Annotated in this window: 25 protein-coding genes; 6 read left to right on the top strand and 19 right to left on the bottom strand. The window is 71.2% G+C overall.

What is annotated here, in order from left to right:
• Positions 1 to 19: 19 nt before the first annotated feature.
• Entirely contained in the window at positions 20 to 295 is a 276-nt protein-coding gene (locus OG357_RS25175) for a hypothetical protein (protein WP_329625692.1), read from the bottom strand.
• 222 nt (positions 296 to 517) lie between these two features.
• Between OG357_RS25175 and OG357_RS25180 the strand changes: the two genes are divergently transcribed.
• Positions 518 to 2,155 carry a beta-N-acetylhexosaminidase gene (locus OG357_RS25180; RefSeq protein WP_329623301.1) on the top strand — a complete coding sequence of 546 codons (1,638 nt, stop codon included), beginning with the start codon at positions 518 to 520 and terminating at the stop codon, positions 2,153 to 2,155.
• A gap of 81 nt (positions 2,156 to 2,236) precedes the next feature.
• Here the strand turns inward: OG357_RS25180 and OG357_RS25185 are convergent, their stop codons facing one another.
• The 10 genes from OG357_RS25185 to OG357_RS25230 all read right to left on the bottom strand — a co-directional run bounded on the left by OG357_RS25185 (position 2,237) and on the right by OG357_RS25230 (position 11,645).
• The gene (locus OG357_RS25185) at positions 2,237 to 2,923 is read right to left on the bottom strand and encodes a hypothetical protein (RefSeq protein ID WP_329623302.1); all 687 of its coding nucleotides are present in this window, start codon (positions 2,921 to 2,923) and stop codon (positions 2,237 to 2,239) included.
• On the bottom strand, positions 2,916 to 3,443 hold the full coding sequence (locus OG357_RS25190; protein WP_329623303.1) for a SigE family RNA polymerase sigma factor: 528 nt from the start codon (positions 3,441 to 3,443) through the stop codon (positions 2,916 to 2,918). Before OG357_RS25190 ends, OG357_RS25185 begins: the two co-directional genes overlap by 8 nt.
• A 152-nt stretch (positions 3,444 to 3,595) precedes the next feature.
• Complete coding sequence (locus OG357_RS25195) at positions 3,596 to 4,000, bottom strand: cupin domain-containing protein (protein ID WP_329623304.1); 405 nt, start codon at positions 3,998 to 4,000, stop codon at positions 3,596 to 3,598.
• Positions 4,001 to 4,097: 97 nt separating this feature from the next.
• Positions 4,098 to 4,463 (bottom strand): hypothetical protein, encoded by a 366-nt coding sequence (locus tag OG357_RS25200; RefSeq protein ID WP_329623305.1) that lies wholly within the window; start codon positions 4,461 to 4,463, stop codon positions 4,098 to 4,100.
• Positions 4,464 to 4,567: 104 nt separating this feature from the next.
• Positions 4,568 to 6,358 carry an IucA/IucC family protein gene (locus tag OG357_RS25205; RefSeq protein ID WP_329623306.1) on the bottom strand — a complete coding sequence of 597 codons (1,791 nt, stop codon included), beginning with the start codon at positions 6,356 to 6,358 and terminating at the stop codon, positions 4,568 to 4,570.
• Positions 6,355 to 6,885 carry a GNAT family N-acetyltransferase gene (locus OG357_RS25210; RefSeq protein WP_329623307.1) on the bottom strand — a complete coding sequence of 177 codons (531 nt, stop codon included), beginning with the start codon at positions 6,883 to 6,885 and terminating at the stop codon, positions 6,355 to 6,357. The genes OG357_RS25205 and OG357_RS25210 overlap by 4 nt, the downstream gene beginning before the upstream one ends.
• The gene (locus tag OG357_RS25215; protein WP_329623308.1) at positions 6,882 to 8,165 is read right to left on the bottom strand and encodes a lysine N(6)-hydroxylase/L-ornithine N(5)-oxygenase family protein; all 1,284 of its coding nucleotides are present in this window, start codon (positions 8,163 to 8,165) and stop codon (positions 6,882 to 6,884) included. The genes OG357_RS25210 and OG357_RS25215 overlap by 4 nt, the downstream gene beginning before the upstream one ends.
• Positions 8,152 to 9,591 carry a pyridoxal phosphate-dependent decarboxylase family protein gene (locus tag OG357_RS25220; RefSeq protein WP_329623309.1) on the bottom strand — a complete coding sequence of 480 codons (1,440 nt, stop codon included), beginning with the start codon at positions 9,589 to 9,591 and terminating at the stop codon, positions 8,152 to 8,154. The genes OG357_RS25215 and OG357_RS25220 overlap by 14 nt, the downstream gene beginning before the upstream one ends.
• 149 nt (positions 9,592 to 9,740) lie before the next feature.
• Complete coding sequence (locus tag OG357_RS25225; protein ID WP_329623310.1) at positions 9,741 to 10,589, bottom strand: siderophore-interacting protein; 849 nt, start codon at positions 10,587 to 10,589, stop codon at positions 9,741 to 9,743.
• Positions 10,590 to 10,592: 3 nt separating this feature from the next.
• The gene (locus tag OG357_RS25230) at positions 10,593 to 11,645 is read right to left on the bottom strand and encodes an ABC transporter substrate-binding protein (protein ID WP_329623311.1); all 1,053 of its coding nucleotides are present in this window, start codon (positions 11,643 to 11,645) and stop codon (positions 10,593 to 10,595) included.
• Positions 11,646 to 11,840: 195 nt separating this feature from the next.
• Here OG357_RS25230 and OG357_RS25235 point away from each other — a divergent pair, with 195 nt between their 5' ends.
• Positions 11,841 to 13,394 carry a hypothetical protein gene (locus OG357_RS25235; protein ID WP_329623312.1) on the top strand — a complete coding sequence of 518 codons (1,554 nt, stop codon included), beginning with the start codon at positions 11,841 to 11,843 and terminating at the stop codon, positions 13,392 to 13,394.
• A 105-nt stretch (positions 13,395 to 13,499) separates the two neighbouring features.
• Here OG357_RS25235 and OG357_RS25240 read toward each other — a convergent pair whose 3' ends face one another.
• From OG357_RS25240 to OG357_RS25255, 4 genes are read right to left on the bottom strand one after another with little or no spacing between them, the layout of a single operon-like run.
• A complete protein-coding gene (locus OG357_RS25240) occupies positions 13,500 to 14,660 on the bottom strand; it encodes an acyl-CoA dehydrogenase family protein (protein ID WP_329623313.1) in 1,161 nt (386 codons plus the stop codon).
• A gap of 8 nt (positions 14,661 to 14,668) precedes the next feature.
• Positions 14,669 to 15,586, bottom strand: a complete 918-nt coding sequence (locus OG357_RS25245; RefSeq protein ID WP_329625693.1) for a hydroxymethylglutaryl-CoA lyase — start codon at positions 15,584 to 15,586, stop codon at positions 14,669 to 14,671.
• Positions 15,587 to 15,603: 17 nt separating this feature from the next.
• Positions 15,604 to 17,532: an acetyl/propionyl/methylcrotonyl-CoA carboxylase subunit alpha gene (locus OG357_RS25250; RefSeq protein ID WP_329623314.1), complete on the bottom strand. Its 1,929-nt coding sequence runs from the start codon at positions 17,530 to 17,532 to the stop codon at positions 15,604 to 15,606.
• A 14-nt stretch (positions 17,533 to 17,546) separates the two neighbouring features.
• A complete protein-coding gene (locus OG357_RS25255) occupies positions 17,547 to 19,154 on the bottom strand; it encodes a carboxyl transferase domain-containing protein (protein WP_329623315.1) in 1,608 nt (535 codons plus the stop codon).
• Positions 19,155 to 19,241: 87 nt separating this feature from the next.
• Between OG357_RS25255 and OG357_RS25260 the strand changes: the two genes are divergently transcribed.
• A complete protein-coding gene (locus OG357_RS25260; RefSeq protein WP_317595390.1) occupies positions 19,242 to 19,829 on the top strand; it encodes an SACE_7040 family transcriptional regulator in 588 nt (195 codons plus the stop codon).
• A 72-nt stretch (positions 19,830 to 19,901) separates the two neighbouring features.
• The gene (locus OG357_RS25265) at positions 19,902 to 20,675 is read left to right on the top strand and encodes a phosphatase (RefSeq protein WP_329623316.1); all 774 of its coding nucleotides are present in this window, start codon (positions 19,902 to 19,904) and stop codon (positions 20,673 to 20,675) included.
• Here the strand turns inward: OG357_RS25265 and OG357_RS25270 are convergent.
• From OG357_RS25270 to OG357_RS25285, 4 genes are all read right to left on the bottom strand, one after another.
• Positions 20,661 to 21,665 carry a cation diffusion facilitator family transporter gene (locus OG357_RS25270; protein WP_329623317.1) on the bottom strand — a complete coding sequence of 335 codons (1,005 nt, stop codon included), beginning with the start codon at positions 21,663 to 21,665 and terminating at the stop codon, positions 20,661 to 20,663. The genes OG357_RS25265 and OG357_RS25270 overlap by 15 nt on opposite strands.
• 22 nt (positions 21,666 to 21,687) lie before the next feature.
• A complete protein-coding gene (tesB, locus tag OG357_RS25275; RefSeq protein ID WP_329623318.1) occupies positions 21,688 to 22,575 on the bottom strand; it encodes an acyl-CoA thioesterase II in 888 nt (295 codons plus the stop codon).
• A gap of 5 nt (positions 22,576 to 22,580) precedes the next feature.
• A complete protein-coding gene (locus OG357_RS25280) occupies positions 22,581 to 23,738 on the bottom strand; it encodes an acyl-CoA dehydrogenase family protein (RefSeq protein ID WP_329623319.1) in 1,158 nt (385 codons plus the stop codon).
• Between the two features lie 82 nt (positions 23,739 to 23,820).
• Positions 23,821 to 24,975 carry a helix-turn-helix domain-containing protein gene (locus tag OG357_RS25285; RefSeq protein WP_329623320.1) on the bottom strand — a complete coding sequence of 385 codons (1,155 nt, stop codon included), beginning with the start codon at positions 24,973 to 24,975 and terminating at the stop codon, positions 23,821 to 23,823.
• 163 nt (positions 24,976 to 25,138) lie between these two features.
• Here OG357_RS25285 and OG357_RS25290 point away from each other — a divergent pair, with 163 nt between their 5' ends.
• Together OG357_RS25290 and OG357_RS25295 are read left to right on the top strand one after the other, a co-directional pair.
• Positions 25,139 to 25,747, top strand: a complete 609-nt coding sequence (locus OG357_RS25290; protein WP_329623321.1) for a hypothetical protein — start codon at positions 25,139 to 25,141, stop codon at positions 25,745 to 25,747.
• A 194-nt stretch (positions 25,748 to 25,941) separates the two neighbouring features.
• Positions 25,942 to 26,982, top strand: coding sequence for a hypothetical protein (locus OG357_RS25295; protein ID WP_329623322.1), 1,041 nt, complete (start codon positions 25,942 to 25,944; stop codon positions 26,980 to 26,982).
• Positions 26,983 to 26,985: the final 3 nt, after the last annotated feature.

Genomic DNA, 26,985 nt, shown 5'->3' on the forward strand with positions numbered 1-26,985 from the left:
TGGTGCTGCTCGGCCGTGCTCAGCCGTAGACGATGCGGCGCAGCTGCCGGAGCGAGAGCTCCGGTGGCGCCACGGCCCGGTGTGGCAGTTCCGCCGAGATCCGTTCGAAGATCTCGGCGTTCACGGCCCCGCCGGACTGCAGTTCGCGGTGGCGGCGGCGGACGAACACCTCGGTCGTCTCGTCGAAGTACGCCAGGACGTCGAGTACCACCCGGGCGGCCTCACCGCGCTGGAGCGCGGTGCTGCGGACCAGATGGTCGACGAGGTCGTCATGCGACGGGCGGCGTTCGAGCACCCGTGAATACTGCGGGGTACCCATCGCTCTTTGCAAGAATCCTGCCCGAAATCGGGCAGGCGGCGCATGATCGCCGTCGAAAGTGAGGATATTGGTCCAGACCTTGACCCGGAGTGGGTGCGGCGGTACGCATGGTTGCCGACTGGATATACAGAACTGAAGAACAGCAGGACGTCGGACGTGCCGATCACCCGAAGACGTGTCGATCACCCGAAGGGGACCATGCCCGTGAGTCAGCGCCGAAGGATCCCTCGCCTCATCGGATCACTCCTCCTGGTCGCCACCGCCGGTGTCGGCTGCGGCGAGGCCACCGCCGACACCGGAAGCGCCGACGGCAAGGCCGCCGCCGCCGAACCCGAGGTCCGCCCGCTGGGCCGCATCGTGCCCGTACCCGCATCCGTCACCCCCGAGGGCGAGCCGTACACCCTCACCCACGCCACCCGCATCGGCATCGACGAGAGCTCCCGCGAGTCCCGGGCCGTCGGCCGCTACCTCGCCGGACTGCTCCGCCCCGCCACCGGCTTCCCGCTGCACATCGTCGACGAGGCCGCGGCCCGCGACGGCATCCGCCTCCGGCTCGACCCCGGTGCCGGCGAGCTCGGAGCCGAGGGCTACCGCCTCCGCTCCGGACCCGACGGCGTCACCCTCACCGCCCGCGAACCCGCCGGCCTCTTCCGCGGCGTCCAGACCCTCCGCCAGCAGCTGCCCTCCGCCGTCGAGCGCCGCTCCGTCCAGCCGGGCCCCTGGAAGATCGCCGGCGGCACGATCACCGACACCCCGCGCTACGCCTACCGGGGCGCGATGCTCGACGTCGCCCGCCACTTCTTCACCGTCGACGAGGTGAAGCGGTTCATCGACCAGCTCGCCCTCTACAAGATCAACACCCTGCATCTGCACCTCTCCGACGACCAGGGCTGGCGCATCGCCATCGACTCCTGGCCGCGCCTTGCCACGCACGGCGGCTCCACCGAGGTCGGCGGCGGAGGCGGCGGTTTCTACACGAAGGAGCAGTACAAGGAGATCGTGCGGTACGCGGCCTCCCGCTACCAGGAGGTCATCCCCGAGATCGACGTGCCGGGCCACACCTTCGCGGCCCTCTCCTCGTACGCCGAACTCAACTGCGACGGCGTCGCCCCGCCCCTCTACACCGGCATCAAGGTCGGCCTCAGCTCCCTCTGCGTGCCCAAGGTCGTCACGTACGACTTCGTCGACGACGTGATCCGCGAGATCGCCGCCCTCACCCCCGGCCGCTACATCCACATCGGCGGCGACGAGGCCCACTCCACCAGCCACGCCGACTACGTGACCTTCATGGACAAGGTGCAGCCGCTCGTCGCCAAGTACGGCAAGACGGTCGTCGGCTGGCACCAGCTGACCGGCACGAAGCCCGTCGACGGCGCCCTCGTCCAGTACTGGGGCCTCGACCGCACCCCGGCCGCCGAGAAGGAGCGGGTCGCCGCGGCCGCCCGGGACGGCGCGGGCCTGATCCTCTCGCCCGCCGACCGCTCCTACCTCGACATGAAGTACACGAAGGACACCCCGCTCGGCCTCGCCTGGGCCGGCACGGTCGAGGTCCAGCGGTCGTACGACTGGGACCCGGCGACGTACCTGCCGGGGGCCCCGGAGAGCGCGGTCCGGGGCGTCGAGGCCCCGCTGTGGACGGAAACCCTCGCCACGACGGACGACCTCGACGTGATGGCCTTCCCGCGCCTCCCGGGCCTGGCGGAACTGGGCTGGTCCCCGGCGGAGACCCACGACTGGGACACGTACAAGGTGCGGTTGGCGGAACAGGCCCCGCGCTTCGACGCACTGGGCATCGACTACTACCGCTCGCCGCAGGTGCCCTGGCCGGGGGAGTAGCGCGTACGTCCGCACGGGAACGCCCTGTATCCGCTGAAGTGCGACGGCTTCGGCTTCGCAGGGCGCCGTGGACTCCGAGCGTCAGGGATGGCCGTTCCTCGCAGCAGACTGAGGCCCGGTCACTGCGGCACGCAGGCGCTCCATCTCCACGCTGCCCTCACTGCCGTCCTCACACGTCAACCGCACACGGCCGTCGGTACCGAGGGGCAGTGCCTCCTCAGGCCTGAACTCGAAGAGGGGCCGGCCGTCTTCTGCGGGACGCTCCGCCTGCGCGAGCAGCAGCACATAGCGGCCGGGCCGAGGAAGGTGCGTCTCGGATACCGGATACCACGTGAGGGCAGAGCCGGAGGAGGGGACGCCGTCGCCGTCCGTAAGGGCGCCGTCGATCTCGAAGCGGAAGGCCGAGCCCTCGGTGATGCCGTCGTCCATGGCGATGCCGCCCGCTCGCAGCTCCCCGTACACGGCCCGGAAGCCCGCCTGCTTGCCATCCTGGAGGTTGCGGACAGTGCTCTGCAGGCACTGCGCCGAGGCAGCCGGAAACTGTTCCTCCTGCCCCGCCATGCCCCTGAGCACGGCGGGGGCGCCCACCGCGGTCGCGATGAGCACCGCGGCGACGCCCGCTCCCACCCCCAGCCGCCGGCGCGCCAGCCGGCGCCGGGCGTGGGCGGTGAAGTCGGCGCCGGGTGTGGCGGGGGTGCCCGGCAGTTCCGCCGCGGCGGCGAGCAGGTGCTGCACCTGCTCCTCCTCGACATGCCGCTGGTCAGTCATGGTCCACACTCCTGTCGCGGTCGTATGAGACGGCGGTGAGAAGACCCCCGTTGCGAAGGGCCGAAAGGGCACGAGCCGCGCGGCTCTTCACCGTGCCGGGGGAGCAGCCCAGGGCGTCGGCGATCTCTTCCTCGCTGAGCTGGTGGTAGTAGCGCAGCACGAGCACAGCCCGCTGAGCCGGCGGGAGGGTCTGTAACACGTTGCGCACCGCCATGCCTGTTGCCGTCTGGTCTTCGTGGCCCGGAAGAGCGACCTCAGGCAGGTGCTCTGCCGGCATCTCGGCATGCCACCTCCGTCGGCGGTCCTTGACCAGCAACCGGACCATCGTGGTGCGCGTGTACGCCTCCGCGGCTTCCAGCCGCCCGATCCGGTGCCATGCGCGATAGGTACGCAACAGCGCCTCCTGCACGAGATCCTCGGCCCGCGTGCCGCCGCCCACCAGCAGCCTGGCCGTCCGCAGGAGTGAGGGGTAGCGCGCGCCCATGAACGCCGTGAACGCCTCGTCCCTTCCGTTGCGCATCCGTTCCACTCCTCGCTGGCCGCCATCCGGGTCCTTCACCCTGAGAGAGGACCTGGGTGGCGAGGAAGGTTCCATGGGGGCGAGTGAGCAACCGTGACCGTCAAGCCGAGCCGCCTGCTCATCCGTCAGGAACTCGACGGCCACCACGGCTCTCAGCTCACGATCCGACCCGGGTGTTCCTCGAGCCGGTACAGCTCGGGTACGGAGACCTTGATCGGCTCCTGGGTGGTCCGGGCGATCACGACGACCGCGGGCTCATCGGGGTCGGGGTTCTCCTCCCGGTGCGGGACGAACGGGGGGACGAGGAAGAAATCTCCCGGGTTGGCGGCGAGCCGTACCTCCTGTGTGCCGTCGTGATAGACGAACACGGGGTGCCCGCTGACCACGTAGATCCCGGCCTCCGAGTCGCCGTGATGATGGTTGTCCGTCGAGCTCAGCGGCGGGTTCTCCACCAGGCCCATCCAGAGTCTCTTCGAACCGACCGTGCGTCCGCTGATGGCGGCGAATCCGGCCGGCTCGCCGGAGCCGACGTGGTGGACGCGGTTGTTGATCGTCATTGCGCAGCCTCTCGGTTTCGATCACCTTGACCGAGACCAGGCTGCGACTCCCGTACAGGTACGGGCAATTACTCTTGCCGTTCCGGCAAGACACTCCCTAGGCGCAGATGCGTTTGAAGGCACTCGCACCCGGCCGGGCGCGGAACGTCACCTCATGCCCGGCATCGTCGGTGAAGACGGCCTCCGTCGCGGACGTCACGGTCATCGTGCCGCGCTGGGTGGGGTTGCCCCACCCGTCGGGCGGGTTTCCCGAGCCGTCGGAGAGCGGGGTCTCCGCTTCGAAGTACGTCGAGCCGATACGGGCCTCGTCGATTCCGCAATGTGTGTAGAGCTCGAAGGGAATCGTCCGGCCGGACGGCGTCGCCCGGACGGCCTCCGCGCCCGGGCCGGCCTTGGTGCAGCCCGTGAGCACCCCGGTGACCAGCGCGACGGCGAAGACGATGTGTCCAGCTCTGGCAGCCATGGACGTTCGACGTCCGGACCACGTCGACGGTTCCCCGCCTCACGGCCGCGAGCCCCGTCGGAGGACCGTACTCCGGCGGGGCTCGCAGCAGTCTGGGGGGCGGGTCAGGCGAAGCGGGCGATCGGGTTGGCCAGGTCGCCGACGAGCTGGAGGGCTGCCGACGGGTCCGACAGGTCGACCATCTGCTTGTTGTTGCGCAGCTGGAGGCGGTTGAGCGCCGACAGGGCGAAGGTCTCCTCGAACATGTCGTACTGGGCGAACTTGTCCGCCAGTTCCGGCTTCGCGTGCTCGTAGCCGCGTACGCACTCCGCCACCGTCCGCCAGAAGTCGTCCTCCGCGAGGACGCCCTCCGTCGCCAGCGTCGCCGCCAGGAAGCGGAAGAAGCAGTCGAAGACGTCCGTGAAGACCGAGAGGAGCTTCATGTCCTCCGGGATCTCGGCGCGGACGCGCTCCACCGCCGGCGGCAGGACCGCCGTCGGGTCCATGACGACGATCTCCTCGGCGATGTCCTTGAAGATCGCGCGGGAGACCGCGCCCTGCTCGTCGAGGACGAGGATCACGTTCTCGCCGTGCGGCATGAACGCCAGGTCGTAGGCGTAGAAGCTGTGCAGGATCGGGAGGAGGTAGGCGTCCAGGTACTGGCGGAGCCAGTCCGTCGGCGCGACGCCCGACTCCTTGATCAGGGCGCCCGCGAAGGACGCGCCCGTGTGGTCCACGTGGAGGAGGGAGGCCATCGTCGCCAGGCGCTCGCCCTCGGCGAGCGACGGCACCGGGGACTCGCGCCACAGCGCGGCCAGCATCTTGCGGTACGGGGAGTAGCGGTCGGTCGCGGCCTCGTACTCCATGTGCCGGTAGCCGACCGCCGCCCGCTCGCGGATGATCGAGAAGCGGGCCGACCGGAAGGTCGCGTCCGACTCGATCAGGGTGTGCAGCCAGTCGTTGATCGCCGGCGTGGCCTCCATGTACGCGGCCGACAGGCCCCGCATGAAGCCCATGTTGAGGACCGAGAGGGCCGTCTTGACGTAGTGCTTGGCCGGGTCCGAGGCGTTGAAGAACGTACGGATCGACTGCTGCGCCAGGTACGTGTCGTCGCCCTCGCCCAGGTAGACGAGGCGCTGCTGCGCGACCTCGGCCGCGAAGGTGACGGACAGCTTGTTCCACCACTGCCAGGGGTGGACCGGCATCAGGAGGTAGTTCGCCAGGTCCAGGCCGCGGGCCGCGAGGGTCGCGGCGAAGGCGTCCACCGTCACGTCGCCGAGTTCGGTGCGTACGAACGTCTCGTAGTCGATGCCCGCGCCGGCGGTGAAGGTGGTGCGGTCGCGCCGTGCCGCCAGCCAGATCAGGTGGATGTCGCTCGCGGCCTCCGGGGCGTACGCCCGGAACTCGTCGACGCCGAAGCCGAGCCGGCCGTTGTTGGCGACGAAGCAGGGGTGGCCCTCGGTCATCCCGGTCTCGATCGCCTGGAAGCCGGCGTGCGCCAGTTCGGCGGAGGTGACCGGGGGCTTCGTCGACTTGTAGGCCGTGCCGGCCAGGGTGGAGGAGATCTCTTCCAGGTAGACCGGCAGGATCTCGTCGCTGAGGCCGAGGGCGCCGCGCAGCTCGGTGATGAACTGGAGCGCGTCGAGCGGGAGCTGCTCGTCGCCGCGGTGCTTGCTGATCGAGTCGGGGTAGACCTGCCAGTGGTCCAGCGCGAACCGGTCGGCGGTGAAGCGGTACTCGGTCGTGCCGTCGTCGCTGAAGACCTTGTAGCGGCTCTCGCCCAGCTCCTGCGGGTTGAGGAGCCGCTCGTGGGCGAACTCGGCGAGGCCCTTGCGGATCAGCGCGCGGTTGGCGGTCGCCCAGCGGCCGGGGGTGAGGTGGGCCACGGGGTCGGGGGAGTGGTTGATCGTGCTCATATCGACACCGCCACGGCCGCCTCGAACTGTTCCCGGGTGCAGAAGCTCAGCAGCGCCTTCTTCTCCGGCTTCTGGATCTCGCGCTCGGGGACGAAGCCCACGGCCTCGTTGAGCGCGTGGACGGCCTTGTTGGACACGTCCGGCTCGACGACCACGCGGGCGGTCGCCGGGTCGGCGAACAGCTCCGCCATCACGGCGGTGATCACCTTGCGGGTGAAGCCGTGCACCGGGGTGTCGGTGGGGGCCACGAGGAAGTGCATGCCGACGTCGCCGGGGAGCGGGTCGTAGAGGCCGACCAGCTCCAGGTGGGTGGGGTCGTAGCGCTCCATGAGGATGGCGGGGACCTCGTCGACCAGGCCGATGAAGGCCTGGTGGTGCGGGTTGGCGGCGAACGCCATGTACTCGCGCTCGACGTCCTCCAGTCTCGCGTCCTGCATCATCCAGAAGGCGGCCTTGGGGTGGGTGACCCAGGCGTGGATCAGCTCCGCGTCCTTGAGGGGATCGAGCGGGCGGAAGCGGATGGTCATGCGGCGAACTCCTGGAAAGCGATGGTCTTCTCGACGGGGTAGTACTCGGAGCCCAGCATCTCCCCGATGATGTACGCGTTGCGATACGCCCCCATGCCCAGGTCGGGCGCGGTGATCGAGTGGGTGTGCACGGCGGCGTTCTGGAGGAAGATGCCGCGGCCGGTCGTGTCGATCGAGTAGTTACGGGCCACGTCGAAGCGGCCCTGGCCGTCCCAGCGGATGCGGTCGTGGACCGGCTCCAGGAAGGCGGGGGCGGCGTACTTGTACCCGGTGGCGAGGATCAGGCCCTCGGTGTCGAGGGTGAAGTCCTTCTCCTGCTCCTCCTGGCGGAAGCCGAGCGTGTACGTGCCGCTGGTGTCGTCGTACGCGGCGGCGTGCAGCGCGGAGTTGGTCAGGAGACGGGTGGGGACGGGCCCGGCGAGGTTCTTCTGGTAGAGCAGGTCGAAGATGGCGTCGATGAGCTCGCCGTCGATGCCCTTGAAGAGGCCCTTCTGCTGGGTCTCCAGGCGGTAGCGGGTCTGCTCGGGGAGCGCGTGGAAGTAGTCCACGTACTCCGGGGAGGTCATCTCCAGGGTGAGCTTGGTGTATTCGAGGGGGAAGAAGCGGGCGGAGCGGGTCACCCAGTTGAGCTTGTAGCCGTGGACGTCGATCTCCGACAGGAGGTCGTAGTAGATCTCCGCCGCGCTCTGGCCGCTGCCGACCAGGGTGATCGACTTCTTCTTCTGGAGCGCCTCCTTGTTCGGGAGGTAGCGCGAGTTGTGGATCAGGTCGCCGCCGAGGTTCGCGCAGGTCTCCGGGACGTACGGCGGGGTGCCGGTGCCGAGGACGATCCGGCGGGCGCGGAAGGTCTCCCCGGCCTCGGTGGTGACGACGTACACCTGCGCGGTCTCGTCGAAGGTGACGGAGGCGACGGTCGTCGACCAGCGGACCGAGGTCAGCTTTCCGGCGGCCCAGCGGCAGTAGTCGTTGTACTCGGTCCGCAGCGGGTAGAAGTTCTCGCGGATGTAGAACGAGTACAGCCGGCCCTTCTCCTTCAGGTAGTTGAGGAAGGAGTACGGGGACGTCGGGTCGGCCATGGTGACCAGGTCCGACATGAACGGCGTCTGGAGGTGGGCGCCTTCGAGGAACATCCCCGAGTGCCACTCGAAGTCCGGCTTGGACTCCAGGAAGAGACCGTTCAGGTGGTCGATGGGCTCCGCCAGGCAGGCGAGTCCGAGGTTGAACGGGCCGAGCCCGATGCCGATGAAGTCGTACGTCTCGGTCGTCTCAGGCGTGGACAAGGGTCTCTCCCAGGTACTGCTCGGCGTGGCCGGCGATCAGGTCGAGGACGGCGGTGATGTCGGCCGCGGTCGTCTCGGGGTTGAGCAGGGTGAACTTGAGGTACTGGCGGCCGTCGACCTTGGTGCCGGCGACGACGGCCTCGCCGGAGGCGAAGAGCGCCTTGCGGGCGTAGAGGTTGGCCCGGTCGATCTCGGCGGGCGAGGTGACGGCCTCGGGGATGTAGCGGTAGACGAGGGTGGAGAGCTGCGGCTCGACGACGACGTCGTAGCGCGGGTCGGCGGCGAGCAGTGCGAAGCCCTCCCGGGCCAGGTCGCAGACCTCGTCGAAGAGCTCGCCGACGCCGTCGGCGCCCATCACGCGCAGCGTCATCCAGAGCTTGAGCGCGTCGAACCGGCGGGTCGTCTGGAGCGACTTGTCGACCTGGTTGGGGATCAGCTCGGTGACCGCGCGGCGCGGGTTGAGGTAGTCCGCGTGGTACGTCGCGTGGCGCAGCGTGGCGCCGTCGCGGACCAGGAGCGCGGAGGAACTCACCGGCTGGAAGAAGGACTTGTGGTAGTCGACCGTGACCGAGTCGGCCCGCTCGATGCCGTCCAGGAGGTGGCGGCGGGTGCGGGACGCCAGCAGTCCGCAGCCGTAGGCCGCGTCGACGTGCATCCAGGCGCCGTACTCGTCGGCGAGGGCGGCGACCTCGGGCAGCGGGTCGATGGAGCCGAAGTCGGTGGTGCCGGCGGTGGCGACGATCGCCATCGGGGTCAGGCCCTCGGCGCGGCAGGCCTCCAGCTCGGCGGCGAGGACGACGGACTGCATGCGCTTGTCGCGGTCGACCGGGATGGAGATGACGGCGTCGGCGCCGAGGCCGAGGAGGGTGGCCGACTTCTGGACGCTGAAGTGGCTGCACTCGGAGGAGAAGATGCGGAGCCTGGACAGGTCGTCGGTCTTCGCCTCCTCGCGGGCCAGCAGCATGGCCTGGAGGTTGGACTGCGTGCCGCCGCTGGTGAACACACCGTCCGCGGCGGGGCCGAAGCCGATCCGGCCGGTCGTCCAGTCGATCAGCTTCCGCTCGATGAGGGTGCCGCCGGCGCTCTGGTCCCAGGTGTCGAGCGAGGAGTTGACGGCCGAGAGGACGGCCTCGCCGAGGACGGCGGGGATGACCACCGGGCAGTTGAGGTGGCCCAGGTAGCGGGGGTGGTGGAAGTAGACGGCGTCGCGGAGGTAGACGCTCTCCAGCTCGTCGAGGGCGGCGGAGGAGTCACCGAGCGGCCGGTCGAGGTCGACGGCGTCGATGACGGGGGCCAGTTCGGCGGGCGTCACGCCGCTGAACGGGCGGCGCGTCGTGGCGAGTTTGTTCGCCACCCGCTCGACTCCTTCGGTGACGGAGCGCCGGTAGCTCTCCGCCGTGGCGTCGTTGAGCAGGTGGGAGCGCATGTGGGGGCCCTTTCGGGAGAAACGCTGAGGGATGCCGCTGAGGGATGCGGTGTAAAAGTAAGGTTAGCCTAACCTAATTTTGGAACGCAATGACCCCCCAACCCGTCAGGGCTGGGGGGTCATTGCGGAAGGGGAGGGCCCTCTGCCGGCTAGGCGTCTTCCTGCGTCTCGTCCGGTACCTCGCGCAGGGCGTCCTCGGACAGCCCCTTGCGCCAGTAGCCGACGAACGTCACCCGTCGGCGGTCGAGTTGGCGCTCGTGCACGAAGTGGCGGCGCAGCGCCTTCACCGCGCCGGACTCGCCCGCGATCCAGACGTACGGAGCCTCGCCGGGCAGCTCGGCACCGCGTACCGCGTCCACGGCGGAGGGCGCCCCCTCCTCCCGTACGAGCCAGGTGACCGTGGCGTCCGCCTCCGTCACGAGGTCCATGCGGTCGCCGGAGTACGGCACTTCGAGGAACACCTGCGCGCGGGTCTCGGCCGGCAGCCACTCCAGGATCGCCGAGGCGGCCGGCAGGGCCGTCTCGTCCGCCCAGATCAGCACCGAGTCGGCGTCCTCGGGGAGCTGGAAGCGGACGCCCGTGTTCGCGGCGACCGCCGGGCCGAGGACGACCACCCGGTCGCCCGGTGCGGCACGGCCGGCCCAGCGGCAGGCCGGTCCGCCGTCCGTGTGGATGGCGAAGTCGATGTCCATCTCGTTCGGATCCGTGCGCTGTTCACGGACGGTGTACGAGCGCATTACGGCCCGCTCGTCGTCCGGCATCGCCCGCCAGGCGCCGAGGATCGCGTACATGTCCGGGTCGTCGAGCGGCGGCAGGACGGGCGCCTCCTGGCCGGGGTGCGGCAGGAAGAGCGAGAGCGACTGGTCGCGGCCCCCGGTGGCGAACCTCTTCAGGTCCTCGCCGGTGAAGGTGACGCGGACCAGCGACGGGCCGAGCCGCCGGGTCCGGTCGACCTGGAGGGAGAAGAACTGGAACGGGGCGGTGTCGGCGGTCGTCATGGGTCAGGACACCTTCTTCGCGTTCTCCAGGGCCTTCGCCAGGTCCTCCAGGAGCGGGGCGCACTTGGCGTACGAGTAGACGGGCTCGGTCACGCGGGGGATGACCTGGCCGGCCTTGACGGCGGCCAGCGCGCCCCAGGTCGGCTTGGCCTTCAGCTGCTCCGGCTGGAGGGTGCCGGTGCGGTTGTCGAGCATGATGACGTCGGCCTGGTACTTGTCGACGTTCTCCCAGCTGAGGCCCTCGAACCAGCCGCCCTGGTCCAGCTTGGTCGGGACGACCAGGTTGACGCCCAGCTCCTTGAAGAAGAGCGTGTCGGTCGGACGGGCCGGGGTGGAGACGTAGAACAGGTCGGGGGAGCCCGAGCCGATGAGGACCTTGATGTCCTTCTTGGCCTTGGCGGCCTTGCGGACACGCTCGGCGGCGGCCTCGAAGCGGGCCTTGTCGGCCTTGATCTGCGCGGTCTGCACGTCGGCGCCGAGCGAGGCGGCCAGGTCGGCGTGGCGCTGGAGGACGGCCGGCATCGACAGGTCGGAGGCCCACAGGGCGACGCTCGGGGCGATCTTGAGGATCTTGTCCTTCTGCTCCGCCGGGACGTACCAGAGGTCGTTCTTCTCCCACATGTCCGTGATGAGGACCTCGGGGTTGAGCTTCAGGTACTCCTCGATCTTGAACTCGCCCCAGACGTTGCCGATGACCGCGACCTTGTTGATGTCGAGGTCGCCCGCCTGGACGTCCGGCTTCCGCTCCTTGGTCTTCGGGTCCTCGACGTAGGTCGGGCCGAAGACGCCGACGGCCTCGATGCCGAAGTCGTGCAGGGCGGCGGCCATGCCGGTGAAGGCGACGATCCGCTTCGGGGTGGACTTCGCCTTCACGGCCAGGCCGCGGTCGTCCTTGAACTCCCAGGGGCCGGACTTCGCCGAGGCGGAGGGAGCGGCGGAGCCGCCGTCCTTCTTCTCGCTGCCGCAGGCGGCGAGTGCGGCGCCGAGCCCGAGAGCGCCGCCGGCGGCGAGCAGTCCGCGACGGGTGAGGGAAGTGGCTCGGGCGGTGCTGGGCATGGCGGAGTCGCTTTCGATACGAGCCGGTGTCGGCCGGGGCAAGTCGAAGATAGGTTAGCCTAACCTCACGTTTCGTCGACAGGGTGGAACTTCCCCCGACGGCTGTGACACTCGCTACTCCTGACGAGGCGAAGGACGCGCCCCGCGCGGCGCGCCGCAAGGGGCGGGTGGGGCGCCAGTCGGACGATGGACGGGATGGCCACCGTCGACACGACCGCGAACGCCTCGGATCCGCCGGACCCCCGCACGTCCACGTCCACGTCAACGTCCACCTCCGCCGGTCCACCGCCCGGATCGCCGCTCTGGCCGGCCGGGCTCGCGGTGCTCTTCACCCTCACCCAACTTGCCCTGGTCGTCCCGGGGTCGGGCCTCGGCTGGGACGAGGCGGTGTACGTCAGCCAGGTCGGCGGCAACGCCCCGGCGGCCTTCTTCAGCGCCCCCCGCGCCCGGGGCGTCTCGTACCTCGTCGCCCCGGTGGCCGCGGTCACCGACTCCACGACCGCGATCCGCGTCTACCTCGCCGTGCTGTCCGGGGCCGCCCTCTGGGGAGCGCTCCGGGCCTGGCGCGGAATCCTGCCCGCGTCGGTACTGACGGCGGGAGGCGCGCTGTTCACCGGGCTGTGGGTCACGCTGTTCTACGGCCCGCGGGTCATGCCCAACCTGTGGTGCGCGTTCGGCGCGCTGGCCGCGGTGGGCTTCTTCCTGCGGTTCGCCGACGGCGGCCGCGGGGGCGTGGCCGGTCGTGCGGCGCTCGTGGCGCTCGTGGGGCTCGGGCTCACCGTGGCCGGGGTCACCCTGTTCCGGCCCGGCGACGGGCTCTGGCTCGTTCTGCCGCTCGGCGCCGCGGCGCTGCTGGTGCCCGCCTGGCGGCGCCGCGCCGCCGTGCTCACCGCCGTGCTCGCCGGAGGGCTCGCGCTCGGAGCGCTGCCGTGGATCGCCGAGGCGTACGCGCACTACGGCGGCCTCGCCGCGCGACTGCGGCGCGCCGGGGAGATCCAGGGCTCGCTGGGCTGGTACCTGTCCGTGGACGACCACGCGCGCGCTCTCGCCGGCCGCACCCTGTGCCGCCCCTGCGACGTGCCCTGGGAGCACCCGTTCACCGCGGTCTGGTGGTTCCTGCTGCCGGCGGCCGTCGCTGCCGGAACGGTCGCCGCCTTCCGCGCCGGCCGGGGAGCCCCGGCCCTGCTCGCCACCCTGACCGCGGCCGCGCTGGCCGCTCCGTACCTCTTCACCGTCGGCTACGCGGCCCCCCGCTTCCTGCTCCCCGCGTACGCCCTGCTGGCCGTGCCCGTCGGCGAGTGCGCCGTGTCCCTGCTCGCCCGGGTACGCCCCGCGCGGCGCCGGGCGGCCACCGCCCTGCTCGCCGCCGTCCTGCTCGGACACCTCGCGGTGCAGTACGCCGTGCTCGACCGGGCTGTCAGCAACAGCCGTGCCGTGCAGGCCCAGTTCACCAACGTCGCGACCGCGCTGCACGGTCTCGGCGTCCGGCCGCCCTGCCTGGTCACCGGCCGTGAGTACGTGCTGATCGGCTACTACGCGGGCTGTTCCTCCCGGCAGCCGCGCGGGCACGACGAGAGCATCACCCCGGACGGCATCGCCGCGGCCGCCCGGCGGATGCCGGTGGCGGTCATCGTGCCCGCGGGCGCCGCACCGCCCGGCTACGCCCGCGCCTGGCGCTCCGTGCGGCTCCCGTCGGCCGAGGGCTGGGAGGACTACGACGTGTACGTCTCGCCCCGTACGAGGCGGTGACCGGAACGGCGTTGCCGCCGCCGCTCCGTACGGGGCTGCCGACACGGCCGTGCCCGCCGCTCCGGGGAAGGGGCGGCGGGCACGGTCCCGTACACGCGTCGAGGATCAGGCCGGGAGGCCCAGCTCCCGGGCGATCAGCATCCGCTGGACCTCGCTCGTGCCCTCGCCGATCTCCAGGATCTTCGAGTCGCGCCACATGCGGGCCACCGGATACTCGTTCATGAAGCCGTAGCCGCCGTGGATCTGGGTCGCGTCACGGGCGTTGTCCACGGCCACCGTGGAGGAGTACAGCTTCGCGATCGCCGCCTCCTTCTTGAACGGCTCGCCCAGGACCAGTCGCGAGGCCGCGTCCCGCCAGCCGATCCGGGACATGTGCGCCTTCGTCTCCATGTCGGCGATCATGAACTGGATGGCCTGGTTGTCGGCGATCGGCCGCCCGAAGGCGTGGCGCTCGTGCGCGTACTTCACCGACTCGTCCACACAGCCCTGCGCGAGACCGGTCCCCAGCGCCGCGATCGCGACCCGGCCCTCGTCCAGGATCCGCAGGAACTGCGCGTAGCCGCGGCCCTCCTCGCCCAGGAGGTTCTCCACCGGGACGCGGACGTCGGAGAAGGACAGCTCGCGGGTGTCCGAGGCGTTCCAGCCGACCTTGGAGTACGGGGCGGCGACCGTGAAGCCCGGCGTACCGGACGGGACGATGATCGAGGAGATCAGCGGACGGCCGTCGGGCTTGCGGCCGGTGACCGCCGTGACCGTCACCAGACCCGTGATGTCCGTACCGGAGTTGGTGATGAAGCACTTCGAGCCGTTGATGACCCACTCGTCGCCGTCGCGGACGGCGGTGGTGCGGGTGCCGCCGGCGTCGCTGCCCGCGCCCGGCTCCGTCAGACCGAACGCGCCGAGCATCTCGCCGCTGGTCAGCTTCGGCAGCCACTCCCGCTTCTGCTCCTCCGTGCCGAAACGGAAGACCGGCATGGCGCCGAGGGAGACGCCCGCCTCCAGGGTGATGGCGACGGAGGAGTCGACCCGGGCGAGCTCCTCCAGGGCGATGCCGAGCGCGAGGTAGTCACCGCCCATGCCGCCGTACTCCTCGGGGAACGGCAGACCGAACAGGCCCATGCGGCCCATCTCGGCGACGATCTCGTACGGGAACTCGTGCCGCTCGTAGTAGTCGCCGATCTTCGGGGCGACGACGTCGTGCGCGAAGGCCTCGACGGTGCGGCGGAGTTCCTGGTGCTCTTCGGAGAGCCGGTGGTCGAGGGACATGGCGGTGGTCACTCCTTGTGGGAGAGGGCGCGGACGGTACGGGAAGGGCTGGGCCGGCCCAACTGCTCGGCCATCCACCCGCTCGTGGCGGTGAGGGCGGCCAGATCGACCCCGGTCTCGATGCCGAGACCGTCGAGCATCCACACGAGATCCTCGGTGGCGAGATTGCCGGTCGCGCTCTTCGCGTACGGGCAGCCGCCGAGGCCGCCGGCGGAGGCGTCGACCGTCGTCACCCCGTGCCGCAGCGCGGCGAGGGTGTTGGACAGGGCCTGCCCGTAGGTGTCGTGGAAGTGCACGGCGATACGGGAGGTGGGGACCCCGGCCTCGTTCAGCGCCGTCAGGAGCGCCTGGACGTGGCCCGGGGTGGCGACGCCGATCGTGTCGCCGAGGCTCAGCTCGTCGCAGCCCATCTCGGCGAGCGCCTTCGTGACGCGGACGACCTGCTCGACCGGGACGGCACCCTCCCAGGGGTCGCCGAAGCACATCGACAGATAGCCGCGGACCTTCAGCCCCGCCTCTATGGCGCGGGTGACCGTCGGCGCGAAGAGCGCGAGCGCCTCGTCGACGGTCCGGTTGAGGTTGGCCTTCGCGAAGGACTCGGTCGCGGAGGCGAAGACCGCGATCTCCCGCGCCCCGAGCGCGAGCGCCCGGTCGAGGCCGCGCTCGTTCGGCACGAGGACCGGGAGACGGACGGGCAGGTCGCGGACGAGCGGGAACAGCTCCTCGGCGTCGGCCAGCTGGGGCACCCACTTCGGGTGCACGAAGCTGGTCGCCTCGACCGTGTCCAGACCGGCGGCGGCGAGCCGCCGGATGAACTCGGCCTTCACGTCGGTCGGGACGGCAGACTTCTCGTTCTGCAGCCCGTCGCGGGCGCCGACCTCGTGGATCCGCACGCGGGTCGGGAGCGCGGGATCGGGCACGACCATGGGCAGTCCGGTGGCGGTCACGATTCCTCCCGGGGGGCGACGACGGCCAGGATCTGGTCCATGGCGACGGTGGAGCCGGGCGTGACGTCGAGCTCGGTGACGGTGCCGGCGTGCGGGGCGGAGATGACGTGCTCCATTTTCATCGCCTCGACGACGAGCAGACTCTGCCCGGCCTCGACCTCGTCCCCGACGGCCACCTTGACGACGGTGACGGTGCCGGGCATCGGCGCGGCCAGCGTGTCCGCACCCCCGTGCTTCGCCCCGCTGAGCGCGGCCTCGACGGGGTCGTGGTCGAGCACGTGCCAGGAATCGCCGTCCCGGCCCAGCCAGTTGCCGCTGCGGTGGAAGTGATGGGTGACCCCGTCCACCGTGACCATCGCCGAGGTGTCCGTGACCCGGGCGCCGCCCGGCGCCTCGACCGCCACCGGTTCGGATCCCGGTACGCGTACGGGGAAGGGCAGCGGCGCCGGGCGACCGCCGAGCCGCCAGCCGCTCGGGACCGAGAACGGGTCCGTCCAGCCGTCCCGGGGCTCCGGGGCCAGCTCGGCGAGCCGTACGGCCGCCGCCGCCGCGTACACCTCGGCCGGGACGCCCTCCGGGACCAGGGATTCCGCGTCCCGTTCCACCAGGCCCGTGTCCAGGTCGCCCGCGACGACGTCCTCGTGGGCCAGGAGGCGGCGCAGGAAGCCCGCGTTCGTGGGGACGCCGAGGGTGACCGTGTCGGCGAGGGCCGCGCGCAGCTTGCGGAGGGCCGTGGGGCGGTCCTTCGCGTGGACGATGACCTTCGACAGCATCGGGTCGTAGAGCGACGAGACCTCCGTGCCCTGCGACAGGCCCGAGTCCGTACGGACCCCGTTCCCCTGCGGCTCGTTCAGCGAGAGGACCGTGCCGCCCGAGGGGAGGAAGCCCCGCGAGGGGTCCTCCGCGCAGATGCGGGCCTCGATCGCCCAGCCGGTCAGGTGGATGTCGTCCTGGGTGAAGGGGAGCGCTTCGCCGGAGGCGACCCGCAGCTGCCACTCCACCAGGTCGATGCCCGTGACCAGCTCCGTCACCGGGTGCTCGACCTGGAGGCGGGTGTTCATCTCCATGAAGTAGTACGCCGACGGGTCGACGCCCGGGACGATGAACTCGACCGTGCCCGCGCCCACATAGCCGCAGGAGCGCGCCGCCTCGACCGCCGCCGCGCCCATCGACGCCCGGATCTCCGGCGTGAGGAGGACGGAGGGCGCCTCCTCGATGATCTTCTGGTGGCGGCGCTGGAGGGAGCACTCGCGCTCGCCCAGGTGGATCACGTTTCCGTGGGTGTCCGCCAGGACCTGGATCTCGATGTGCCGGGGCCGGTCGATCCACCGCTCCACGAGCAGCGTGTCGTCGCCGAAGGAGGAGCGCGCCTCCCGCCGCGCCGCCGCGATCTCGTCCTCCAGGACCGCCAGGTCCCGGACGAGCCGCATGCCCTTGCCGCCGCCGCCGGCGGACGGCTTGAGCAGGACGGGCGCGCCCAGCTCGCGGGCCGCCTCGACCAGGTCGGGGTCGGCGGCGCCGGGGACGACGGGCACGCCCGCCGCCTTCACGGTCTCCTTCGCCCGGATCTTGTCGCCCATCAGGGAGATCGCCTCGGCGGTCGGGCCGATGAAGACCAGACCCGCGTCCGCGCACGCCCGCGCGAACGCGGCGTTCTCCGCGAGGAACCCGTACCCCGGGTGCACGGCCTGCGCCCCGGTCCGGGCGGCCGCGTCGAGGAGCGCCGGGACGGACAGGTACGACTCGGAGGCCGGCGGCGGACCGATCCGTACCGCCGTGTCCGCCTCCCGTACGTGCCGGGCGTCGGCGTCCGCGTCGCTGTACACGGCCACCGAGCGGACGCCCATCTCCCGCAGGGTGCGGATGACACGGACGGCGATCTCACCTCGGTTGGCCACAAGCACGGTGTCGAACATGCTGTGCATCTCTTGAGGGCCCTTCACATCCGGAAGACGCCGAACTGGGGGTCACCCAGGGGCGCGTTGGCACAGGCGGTCAGGGCGAGGCCGAGGACCTGCCGGGTCTCCATCGGGTCGATGACCCCGTCGTCCCACAGCCGGGCGCTCGCGTAGTAGGCGCTGCCCTGGGTCTCGTACTGCTCGCGGATCGGCGCCTTGAAGGCCTCCTCGTCGTCCGCGCTCCACTCGTCGCCGAGCTGGTCCCGCTTGACCGTCGCGAGGACGGACGCGGCCTGCTCGCCGCCCATGACGGAGATCTTGGCGTTGGGCCACATCCACAGGAAGCGGGGGGAGTACGCCCGGCCGCACATCGAGTAGTTGCCCGCGCCGTACGAACCGCCGACGACGACCGTCAGCTTCGGGACCCGGGTGGTGGCCACGGCCGTGACCATCTTGGCGCCGTGCTTGGCGATGCCGCCGTGCTCGTACGCCTTGCCGACCATGAAGCCGGTGATGTTCTGGAGGAAGACGAGCGGGATCCCGCGCTGGTCGCACAGCTCGATGAAGTGCGCGCCCTTCTGGGCCGACTCGGCGAACAGGATGCCGTTGTTGGCGACGATCCCGACGGGGTGGCCGTGGATGCGGGCGAAGCCGGTGATCAGCGTCTGCCCGTACTCGGACTTGAACTCCTGGAAGCGGGAGCCGTCCACGACCCGGGCGATCACCTCGCGCACGTCGTACGGGGTACGGGAGTCCACCGGCACCGCGCCGTAGAGCCCGGCCGGGTCCACCTTCGGCTCCTCGGCCTGCTCGACCGACCAGGGGAGCGGGCCGCGCTCGGGGAGCGTGGCGACGATGTTCCGCACGATCCGCAGCGCGTGCGCGTCGTCCTCCGCGAGGTGGTCGGTGACGCCGGAGATCCGCGAGTGGACCTCGCCGCCGCCCAGCTCCTCCGCCGTGACGACCTCGCCGGTCGCCGCCTTCACGAGCGGCGGACCGCCCAGGAAGATCGTGCCCTGGTTCCGGACGATCACGGCCTCGTCGCTCATCGCCGGGACGTACGCGCCGCCCGCCGTGCACGAGCCGAGGACGGCCGCGATCTGCGGGATGCCCGCGCCGGACATCCGGGCCTGGTTGTAGAAGATCCGGCCGAAGTGCTCCCGGTCCGGGAAGACCTCGTCCTGCATCGGCAGGAACGCGCCGCCGGAGTCGACCAGGTAGAGGCAGGGGAGACGGTTCTCCAGCGCCACCTCCTGGGCGCGCAGGTGCTTCTTCACCGTCATCGGGTAGTACGTGCCGCCCTTGACCGTGGCGTCGTTGGCGACGATCACGCACTCGCGGCCCGAGACCCGGCCGATGCCGGCGATGACCCCGGCGGCGGGCGCCTGGTCGCCGTACATCCCGTTCGCCGCCAGCGGGGCCAGCTCCAGGAAGGGCGAGCCCGGGTCCAGGAGGGTGTCCACGCGGTCCCGCGGCAGCAGCTTCCCGCGCGCCGTGTGCCGGGCGCGGGACTTCTCACCGCCCCCCAGCGCGGCGGCGGCGAGCTTGGCGCGCAGGGTCGCGGCCAGCTCGTGGTGCGCTGCCTCGTTGGCCTGCCAGGCCGCGGACGCGGGATCCGCCGCGCTCGTCAGCACAGGTGCCTGCTGCATCCCTCGAGCTCCCTTGCTCGGTTAATGAGCGTTAACGTATGTCGCCCAGGTTAACGACCGCTAACCGGGTTGTCTAGAATCGATCGCATGACCACGACCGCCAGGACCACCGCACCGACGCGACGCGAGCAGATCCTCAAAGAGGCCGCCCGCCTGTTCGCCGAGCGCGGCTTCCACGGCGTGGGCGTGGACGAGATAGGGGCGGCCGTCGGCATCAGCGGCCCCGGGCTCTACCGCCACTTCCCCGGCAAGGACGCGATGCTCGCCGAACTGCTCGTCGGCATCAGCGAGCGCCTCCTCACGGGCGGCCGCATCCGGGTCGGCGAGACCACCGGCGACCCCGAGGCCGTGCTCGCCTCCCTCGTCGACGGACACATCGACTTCGCCCTCGACGACCGGCCGCTGATCACGCTGCACGACCGGGAGCTCGACCGGCTCAAGGACGAGGACCGCAAGCGGGTACGGCAGCTCCAGCGGCAGTACGTGGAGCTGTGGGTGCCGGTGGTGCGGGAGCTGTACCCGGCCGTGGGGGAGGCCGAGGTGCGGACCACCGTCCACGCCGTCTTCGGGCTCCTGAACTCGACCCCGCACCTGGCCGCACTGGGGCGCGAACCGATGGAGGCGCTGCTGCGGCGCCTGGCCCACGGGGCGTTCGGGGCGCTGGCGGCCGAGTAGGGCGCAGGAGAGGGGGTCCGGGAACCGGGACGCGCCGCTCGTCACGCAGCGCACTCGGACAGAATGAACCCCATGCCGATACTCAGCCGCCCCGCCCTTGTCGAGCACCTCGTCCGTACCCGGATCGCCGGGGACGTCGCCACACCGCGCGACAACAACCTGTCCCACTACAGAAAGCTCGCCAACGGCGACCGGCACTACTGGCTCGGTCTGGAGCTCGGCGACCGCTGGAGCGACGAGCAGGACGTCCTCGCCGTGATGGCCGAGCGGTGCGGCGTCGTCGACGACCCGGCCCACCGGACCGGCCAGGACACCATCGACCCCGAGCTGACCGTCGACGGTCTCGACCGGATGGCCGCCCGGCTCCGCAAGGCCGCCGCCGGCAAGGAGCGGGTCCTCTTCGCGACCGGCCACCCGGGCGCGCTCATCGACGTCCACAGCCGGGTCGCCGCCGCGCTGCGCGCCCAGGGCTGCGACATCGTCCGCATCCCCGGCGGGCTGATCGCCGACGAGGGGTACGTCGTGCAGTTCGCCGACGTCGCCGTCTTCGAGCGCGGTGCCACCCTCTGGCACACCCACTCCCCGGAGCCGATGAACGCGATCCTCGACGCGCTCGGCGAGGAGGGGCGCCCCGACCTGGTCATCGCGGACCACGGCTGGGCCGGGCGCGCGGGCCAGCGCGGCATCGACTCCGTCGGTTACGCGGACTGCAACGACCCCGCCCTGTTCATCGGGGAGGCCGAGGGCACGATGCAGGTGACGATCCCGCTCGACGACCACGTGATCGACCCCCGCTCCTACGAGCCGATGACGGCGTACACGCTGGATGCCTCAGGCCTCCTCTGAGGGCCTGGCCCGGCGCTGGCCCAGGCCAGGCGTCGGGTCCAGGTACACGCGGCGGATCGCCGGGAACCGCTCGTGGAGCTGGGCCTCGGCGTCCTCGCAGGCCCATTCGATCTGCTCCGCCGAGGCGACGTCCCGGAAGTCGATCTTCGCGGCGACCAGGACCTCGGAGGGCCCCTGGATGAGGGTCGTCAGCTCGACGACGTCCACGATGTGCGGGACGGTGAGCAGTTCCTCGCGGACCGCTTCCCGCATGGAGCGGGGCAGCGGCCGGCCGATGAGCAGTTCGGCGTTGGAGCGGCCGAGGACCCAGGCCACGTACACGAGCAGGACGCCGATGAGGATCGAGGCGACGCCGTCCCAGACGCCGGAGCCGGTGATCTGGCCGCCGAGCAGGCCGCCTGCCGCCAGCATGAGGCCGGCCAGGGCGGCCGAGTCCTCCATGACCACCGCCTTGACGGTGGTGTCGGCGGTGAACCGCAGATAGCGGTTGAGCGGGGCCTTCATCCGTTCCGCCTCGGCCTGGACCTGCTTGATCCCGGTCCGCAGGGAGAAGCCCTCCAGGACGAACGCGACGCCGAGGACGATGTACGAGACGAGCGGATCGCCGAGCTCCTCGCCGTGGACGAGGGTGTGGATGCCGTCGTAGATCGAGAAGACCGCGCCGCCGACGAAGGTCGCGACGGCCGCCAGCATCGCCCACACGTACCGCTCGCCCGCGTACCCGACGGGATGGTCCTCGTCGGCGGGCTTCTCGCTCCGCTTGAGCGCGGTGAGCAGCATGCCCTCGGTGACGGTGTCGGCGACCGAGTGCGCGGCCTCCGACAGCATCGCGCTCGACCCGCTGATGACACCCGCGACGGCCTTGGCGACGGCGATCCCGAGGTTCGCCGCCGCCGCCACGATCACGGTGAAGGTGCTCTCGCCGTTCCCGGCGCCTGCGCTGTTCTCCGCGCTTGCGCCGGTCCCCGGGTTTTCGCCGTTCTCCGCCATGATCGGACGGTATGTCCGATCATCAGCGCGGAACGCGAACGACACCCTCCTGGATGACGGAGATCGCCAGCTTCCCGTCCTGGGTCCAGATCCGGGCCTGGCCGAGTCCGCGCCCGCCGGAGGCGGAGGGGGACTCCTGGTCGTAGAGGAGCCATTCGTCGGCCCGGAAGGGCCGGTGGAACCACATCGCGTGGTCGAGGGAGGCCCCGACGACGTCGCCGACGGCCCAGCCGCCCCGCCCGTGCGCGAGCAGGACGGAGTCGAGCAGCGTCATGTCGGAGACGTACGTCGCCAGGCAGACGTGCAGCAGGTGGTCGTCGGCCAGTTTGCCGTTCGTACGGAACCACACCTGCGAGCGCGGCTCGCGCGGCTCCCCGACGGAACCCCAGGGCGGGGTGTCGGCGTACCGCAGGTCCACCGCGGCCCGCGCCTCGACCAGCCGGTTCGCGACCTCCGCCGGCAGGTGCCGGGGCAGCATCTCGGCGGCCGTCGGCAGCGACTCCGGGTCCGGCGCGGCCGGCATGTCCGACTGGTGGTCGAGCCCCTCCTCGTACGCCTGGAAGGAGGCGGAGAGGTGGAAGATCGGCTGCCCGTGCTGGACGGCGACGACCCGGCGGGTGGTGAAGGAACGGCCGTCACGGATGCGGTCGACCGTGTAGACGATCGGCGCGCCCGGGTCCCCGGGGCGCAGGAAGTACGCGTGCAGGGAGTGCGCGAGACGGTCTTCGGGCACGGTCCTGCCCGCCGCCACCAGGGCCTGGGCGGCCACCTGGCCGCCGAAGACGCGGGGGACGACGGCGGAGCGGGACTGGCCCCGGAAGATGTCCCGCTCGATCTGCTCAAGGTCGAGCAGATCGAGCAGGGCATCCAGGGCATCCGGAGCGCGGTGCTCGTCGTGCGGGTCGGGCACTTGGACTACAGGCCCATCGACTTCGCGATGATCGACTTCATGATCTCGCTGGTGCCGCCGTAGATGCGGTTGACGCGGTTGTCGGCGTACAGGCGGGCGATCGGGTACTCGTTCATGTAGCCGTAGCCGCCGTGCAGCTGGAGGCAGCGGTCGATGACGCGGTGCGCGACCTCGGTGCAGAAGAGCTTGGCGCTCGCGGCCTCGGCCGGGGACAGCTCGCCGGCGTCCAGGGCCTCCAGGGCGCGGTCGGCGACGGCCTCGGCCGCGTCCACCTCGGCCTGGCAGGCGGCCAGCTCGAACTTGGTGTTCTGGAAGGAGGCGACCGGCTTGCCGAAGACCGTGCGGTCCGTGACGTACTGCTGGGCGAAGCGGACGGCGGCCTTGGCCTGGGCGTAGGCGCCGAAGGCGATGCCCCAGCGCTCGGAGGCCAGGTTGTGGCCGAGGTAGTAGAAGCCCTTGCCCTCCTCGCCCATCAGGTCCTCGACCGGGACCTTGACGTCGACGAACGCCAGCTCGGCCGTGTCGGAGGTGCGCAGGCCCAGCTTGTCCAGCTTGCGGCCGATGGAGTAGCCCTCGGACTTGGTGTCCACGGCGAAGAGCGAGATGCCGAAGCGGCGGTCGTCGGCCGACGGGGCGGACGTACGGGCGCAGACGATCACGCGGTCGGCGTGGACGCCGCCGGTGATGAAGGTCTTCGAGCCGTTGAGGACGTAGTGCGTGCCGTCCTCGGAGAGCTTGGCGGTGGTCTTCATGCCCGCGACGTCGGAGCCGGTGCCCGGCTCGGTCATCGCCAGCGCCCACATCTCCTCGCCGGTGACGAACTTCGGCAGGTAGCGCTTCTTCTGCTCGTCGGTGGAGAGCATCTTGATGTAGGGGAGGGCGAGCAGCACGTGCACGCCGGAGCCGCCGAACTGGACGCCCGCGCGCGAGGTCTCCTCGTACAGGACGGCCTCGAACTTGTGGGTGTCCAGGCCCGCGCCGCCGAACTCCTCGGGCACGTTGATGCCGAAGATGCCCAGCTCGCCGAGCTTGTCGTAGAACTCGCGGGGCGCCTGGCCCGCCGCGAACCACTCGTCGTAGACGGGGACGACCTCGGCCTCGATGAAGGCGCGGATGGTCTCCCGGAACGCCTCGTGGTCCTCGTTGAATACGGTACGGCGCACGGTGCGTCTCCTCCGGGTGTGCGGGGCGGGCCCAGTTGTCTAAGCGCTTGCTCAGGGTTGTGGGTACGAAGTTACCGACCAGTCAACCCCTCTGTCCAGAGCTCGCGCTTGTGATCCAGCGCCTACCGACGGCGTCGTACTCGTGGACCGGCCTCCCCGCGATCCCGCTCGTACGGAACGGCTTCCCCGCCCCGTCCGCGATCCGGACCGTGCCCGAGCGGCCCTCCGAGCTCCACTCCAGCTCCAGGTACCAGCGGCAGTCACACCCCGCCGCCCCCGCCGAGACCAGCAGCTCCTCCGGCTCGGCGGCGCTGACCACGTACGGGAAGGAGACCGCCGGGAGCGGCCGGCCCTCCTCCCCGGAGGCGTCGTACCCGTCCAGCGCCCGCGCCACCGGTCGCGGCCGGTCCAGGTCCACCTCGAAACGGCGCGGCGTCACCGCCCCGCCGCACCCCTCGTCCATCCGGTACGCCGCCCACGGCAGCGGCGCGCCCCGCTCCACCACCCGCACGTGCAGCGCCTGGAGCACCACCGCCGCCGCGCCCTTCCCCTGCACCGACACCCGCACCAGCGTCTCCCCGCCGTCCACGGCCCCCTGCGCCGCCGCCCAGCTCCGCGCGTCGGCCGCCTCCGGCGGGGGAGGGGGCGTCCGCTCCACGAGGTAGGTGTGCCCGCACCCGTTCTTCCAGATGTGCGAGGCGACCGTCCACGTCAGCGGCGCCGGTGGTTCGGCGGCCCGCTCCCGGGTCTTCCCGGGCAGGAGTACGGCTCCGAGCGTCACCGTCCCCACGACCGCCAGCGCCCCGCCGACCAGGCCCACCCACCCCCACCGGCGCCTCCGCCGCTTGGACGGGAGGCCCGGCACGCGCGCGTGCACGGGTTCCAGCTCGGGCTCGGACGCAGGCTCCGGCGCCGGCTCGGGCTCCGGCGCCGGCTCGGGCTCCGGGCCGGGCTCGGGCTCCGCGTCGGGCTCCGGCACCGGCGGGCGACGGGTGCGGTCCGCGCGGCTCCAGGCCACCTCCAGGGCCCGCCGCTCCTCCTCGTCCGCCCCGCACAGCAGGGCGAGGCGGTCGACCACGGCGAACTCCTCCGGGACGGTCGCGCCCGAGCAGTAGCGGTGGAGGGTGGACGCGCTGACGCTCAGGCGCCGGCCCAGCGCCTCGTAACTGCGCCCGTCCCGCGCCTTCAGCGCGCGCACGACCCGCGCGAACTCCTCGACGGCGGCGTCCTTCGGCATTCCATCCCCCTTGACCCTGCGTCCCACGCTTCACGTCCTTGCACGTCAGCGGGGGTGGAATGGTTCCGGGACGGATGGTGGGCGCGTCACCGTTGCAGGCGGCGGGCGCCGGCCCGACGCTGGTTGAGCACTGACCGAACGACCCGACGGGGGATCCACCACCATGAACAAGCTCCGTACCGCATTCGCCGCCACCGCCGCTGCCGCCCTGGGCCTCGCCGCCCTCGCCACCGCCCCGGCGCAGGCCGCTGCCCAGCCCGCCTTCCTCGCCGCCTCCCAGATGCCGCCGTCGTCGACGCCGTGGACCGCCACACAGGTCTTCACCGGCATCCCGGAGAACGGCGGCGCCCTCTGCGCCCCGTACAAGATCCCGGCGCAGAACACCCGCTACCGCGAGTTCAACACCGAGCTCGACACCAACGGCGTCCAGATCACCACCGTCGCCCGCACCGAGGCCGACGCCGTGAAGCTGGTCGACACCCTTCGCAAGGCCCTCGCCGGCTGCGGCCCCCTGCTGGAGCGGCAGAACCCGGGCCTGCACGCCGTCAGCGCCTCCCACGGCAAGCTCGCCGTCGAGGAGGGCGCCTGGGTCTACAGCCTGGACACCGCCGACCCGCAGATCGGCAACACCGACATCCACCTCTTCTCCGTCGGCCGCGACGGTCGCACCGTCACCCTCGTCCGCTGGGGCCAGATGGGCGACTTCAAGGACGCCCCGCTGACGGCCTTCAAGACGACGACCCGTACTGCCGTGAACAAGCTCTGGTCCTGACGCAGTGTCACCCTGGCGCGCACTGAACTACCCAGAGTGACAGTGGAGTCGCAGAGTACCCCCATTCGGGGGATACTGGGACGGGAGTTTCCGACGTCGGCACGCTCGCGCGACGAGCCGAGCAGCCCATCCGTCATCAGGCCGGTACCGGTCGGGGGGACCGATTTTCCGCATGTGATGCGAAAGGACGCGTCATGGAACTCGAATCCCTCCCTCTCGAATCCCTCCCTGACGAGGTCGTCGCGGAGATCGAAGTACGGGACCGCTGGAGGCGCGCAACGGCCGCCGACGGCATGGAATTCCTCGTCACCGACATCGGGCGGTGGCCACTGGGCAAGACGGTGCGGGTCGCGTTCCTCGACGGGGACGACCAGTTGCACGCGGACATCGCGGGAGCGACGAAGCAGATCACCGACGCCTGCAACCTGACACTCGACTTCGGGCAGAACGGCGGGCCCGGAACGTTCCGGCGATGGACCACCTCCGACACCGCCCTGGCCGCCGAGATCCGGGTCAGCTTCGACCTGCCGGGCTTCTTCTCCCTGGTGGGCACCGACAGCACGGACAGTGTCATCGGTGCGGGAGGAGGCCCGGTCGGCGGCAACCCCGGCCAGCGCAGCCTGAACCTCGGGCAGTTCGCGTCGAACAGGCCGGCCCAGTGGGAGGGCACCGTGCGGCACGAGTTCCTGCACGCACTGGGGTTCCACCACTCCCACCAGAACATGCGCGGCACCTGCGAGGGCGAGTTCCGCTGGGAGGACCCGGCCGGGTACGTCATCACGCAGGACCCGACCGGTGCCTTCGTGGCGGACGCCCAGGGTCGGCAGCCCGGCATCTACACGTTCCTCGCGGGTGCGCCGAACCGGTGGCCGCGCGCGAAGGTGGATCACAACCTGCGCACCGTGGACGCCCCGGATCTCGTCGCCGGGCCCTTCGACGCGAAGTCCGTGATGCTGTACCGGTTCCCGGCGTTCTTCTACAAGTCCACCCCCAGCAGCTGCGCGCCGGCCGGTAACGGGCAGAACCTGTCCGACGGCGACAAGCGCGGGCTCGACCTGCTGTACCCGCACACCATGGGCGCGTTGGCGGACCGTCAGGCCCGTGCCGACGCGGTCCTGGAGGCGCTCGGGGTCGGTCCTGAAGGGGTTCCCGGTGCGAACGGCGGCGACCTGGCCGAGGCGTACCGCAGCCGGGTCGAGGAGTTGGCCGCCGCCCAGGCCGCGGGTGTCCACTGACCC

The sequence above is a fragment of the Streptomyces sp. NBC_01255 genome (assembly GCF_036226445.1).
Classification (GTDB): domain Bacteria; phylum Actinomycetota; class Actinomycetes; order Streptomycetales; family Streptomycetaceae; genus Streptomyces.

What these genes read in the sequence shown, in the direction of transcription:
- OG357_RS25200 (WP_329623305.1), bottom strand. Translation starts at nt 4,463, where the DNA reads ATGGCTGCCAGAGCTGGACACATCGTCTTCGCCGTCGCGCTGGTCACC.
- OG357_RS25265 (WP_329623316.1), top strand. Translation starts at nt 19,902, where the DNA reads ATGCCGATACTCAGCCGCCCCGCCCTTGTCGAGCACCTCGTCCGTACC.
- OG357_RS25285 (WP_329623320.1), bottom strand. Translation starts at nt 24,975, where the DNA reads ATGCCGAAGGACGCCGCCGTCGAGGAGTTCGCGCGGGTCGTGCGCGCG.
- OG357_RS25180 (WP_329623301.1), top strand. Translation starts at nt 518, where the DNA reads ATGCCCGTGAGTCAGCGCCGAAGGATCCCTCGCCTCATCGGATCACTC.
- OG357_RS25255 (WP_329623315.1), bottom strand. Translation starts at nt 19,154, where the DNA reads ATGCAGCAGGCACCTGTGCTGACGAGCGCGGCGGATCCCGCGTCCGCG.
- OG357_RS25245 (WP_329625693.1), bottom strand. Translation starts at nt 15,586, where the DNA reads ATGGTCGTGCCCGATCCCGCGCTCCCGACCCGCGTGCGGATCCACGAG.
- OG357_RS25210 (WP_329623307.1), bottom strand. Translation starts at nt 6,885, where the DNA reads ATGACCATCCGCTTCCGCCCGCTCGATCCCCTCAAGGACGCGGAGCTG.
- OG357_RS25225 (WP_329623310.1), bottom strand. Translation starts at nt 10,589, where the DNA reads ATGACGACCGCCGACACCGCCCCGTTCCAGTTCTTCTCCCTCCAGGTC.
- OG357_RS25270 (WP_329623317.1), bottom strand. Translation starts at nt 21,665, where the DNA reads ATGGCGGAGAACGGCGAAAACCCGGGGACCGGCGCAAGCGCGGAGAAC.
- OG357_RS25260 (WP_317595390.1), top strand. Translation starts at nt 19,242, where the DNA reads ATGACCACGACCGCCAGGACCACCGCACCGACGCGACGCGAGCAGATC.
- OG357_RS25205 (WP_329623306.1), bottom strand. Translation starts at nt 6,358, where the DNA reads ATGAGCACGATCAACCACTCCCCCGACCCCGTGGCCCACCTCACCCCC.
- OG357_RS25190 (WP_329623303.1), bottom strand. Translation starts at nt 3,443, where the DNA reads ATGCGCAACGGAAGGGACGAGGCGTTCACGGCGTTCATGGGCGCGCGC.
- OG357_RS25185 (WP_329623302.1), bottom strand. Translation starts at nt 2,923, where the DNA reads ATGACTGACCAGCGGCATGTCGAGGAGGAGCAGGTGCAGCACCTGCTC.
- OG357_RS25235 (WP_329623312.1), top strand. Translation starts at nt 11,841, where the DNA reads ATGGCCACCGTCGACACGACCGCGAACGCCTCGGATCCGCCGGACCCC.
- OG357_RS25195 (WP_329623304.1), bottom strand. Translation starts at nt 4,000, where the DNA reads ATGACGATCAACAACCGCGTCCACCACGTCGGCTCCGGCGAGCCGGCC.
- OG357_RS25220 (WP_329623309.1), bottom strand. Translation starts at nt 9,591, where the DNA reads ATGCGCTCCCACCTGCTCAACGACGCCACGGCGGAGAGCTACCGGCGC.
- OG357_RS25240 (WP_329623313.1), bottom strand. Translation starts at nt 14,660, where the DNA reads ATGTCCCTCGACCACCGGCTCTCCGAAGAGCACCAGGAACTCCGCCGC.
- OG357_RS25230 (WP_329623311.1), bottom strand. Translation starts at nt 11,645, where the DNA reads ATGCCCAGCACCGCCCGAGCCACTTCCCTCACCCGTCGCGGACTGCTC.
- OG357_RS25295 (WP_329623322.1), top strand. Translation starts at nt 25,942, where the DNA reads ATGGAACTCGAATCCCTCCCTCTCGAATCCCTCCCTGACGAGGTCGTC.
- OG357_RS25290 (WP_329623321.1), top strand. Translation starts at nt 25,139, where the DNA reads ATGAACAAGCTCCGTACCGCATTCGCCGCCACCGCCGCTGCCGCCCTG.
- OG357_RS25250 (WP_329623314.1), bottom strand. Translation starts at nt 17,532, where the DNA reads ATGCACAGCATGTTCGACACCGTGCTTGTGGCCAACCGAGGTGAGATC.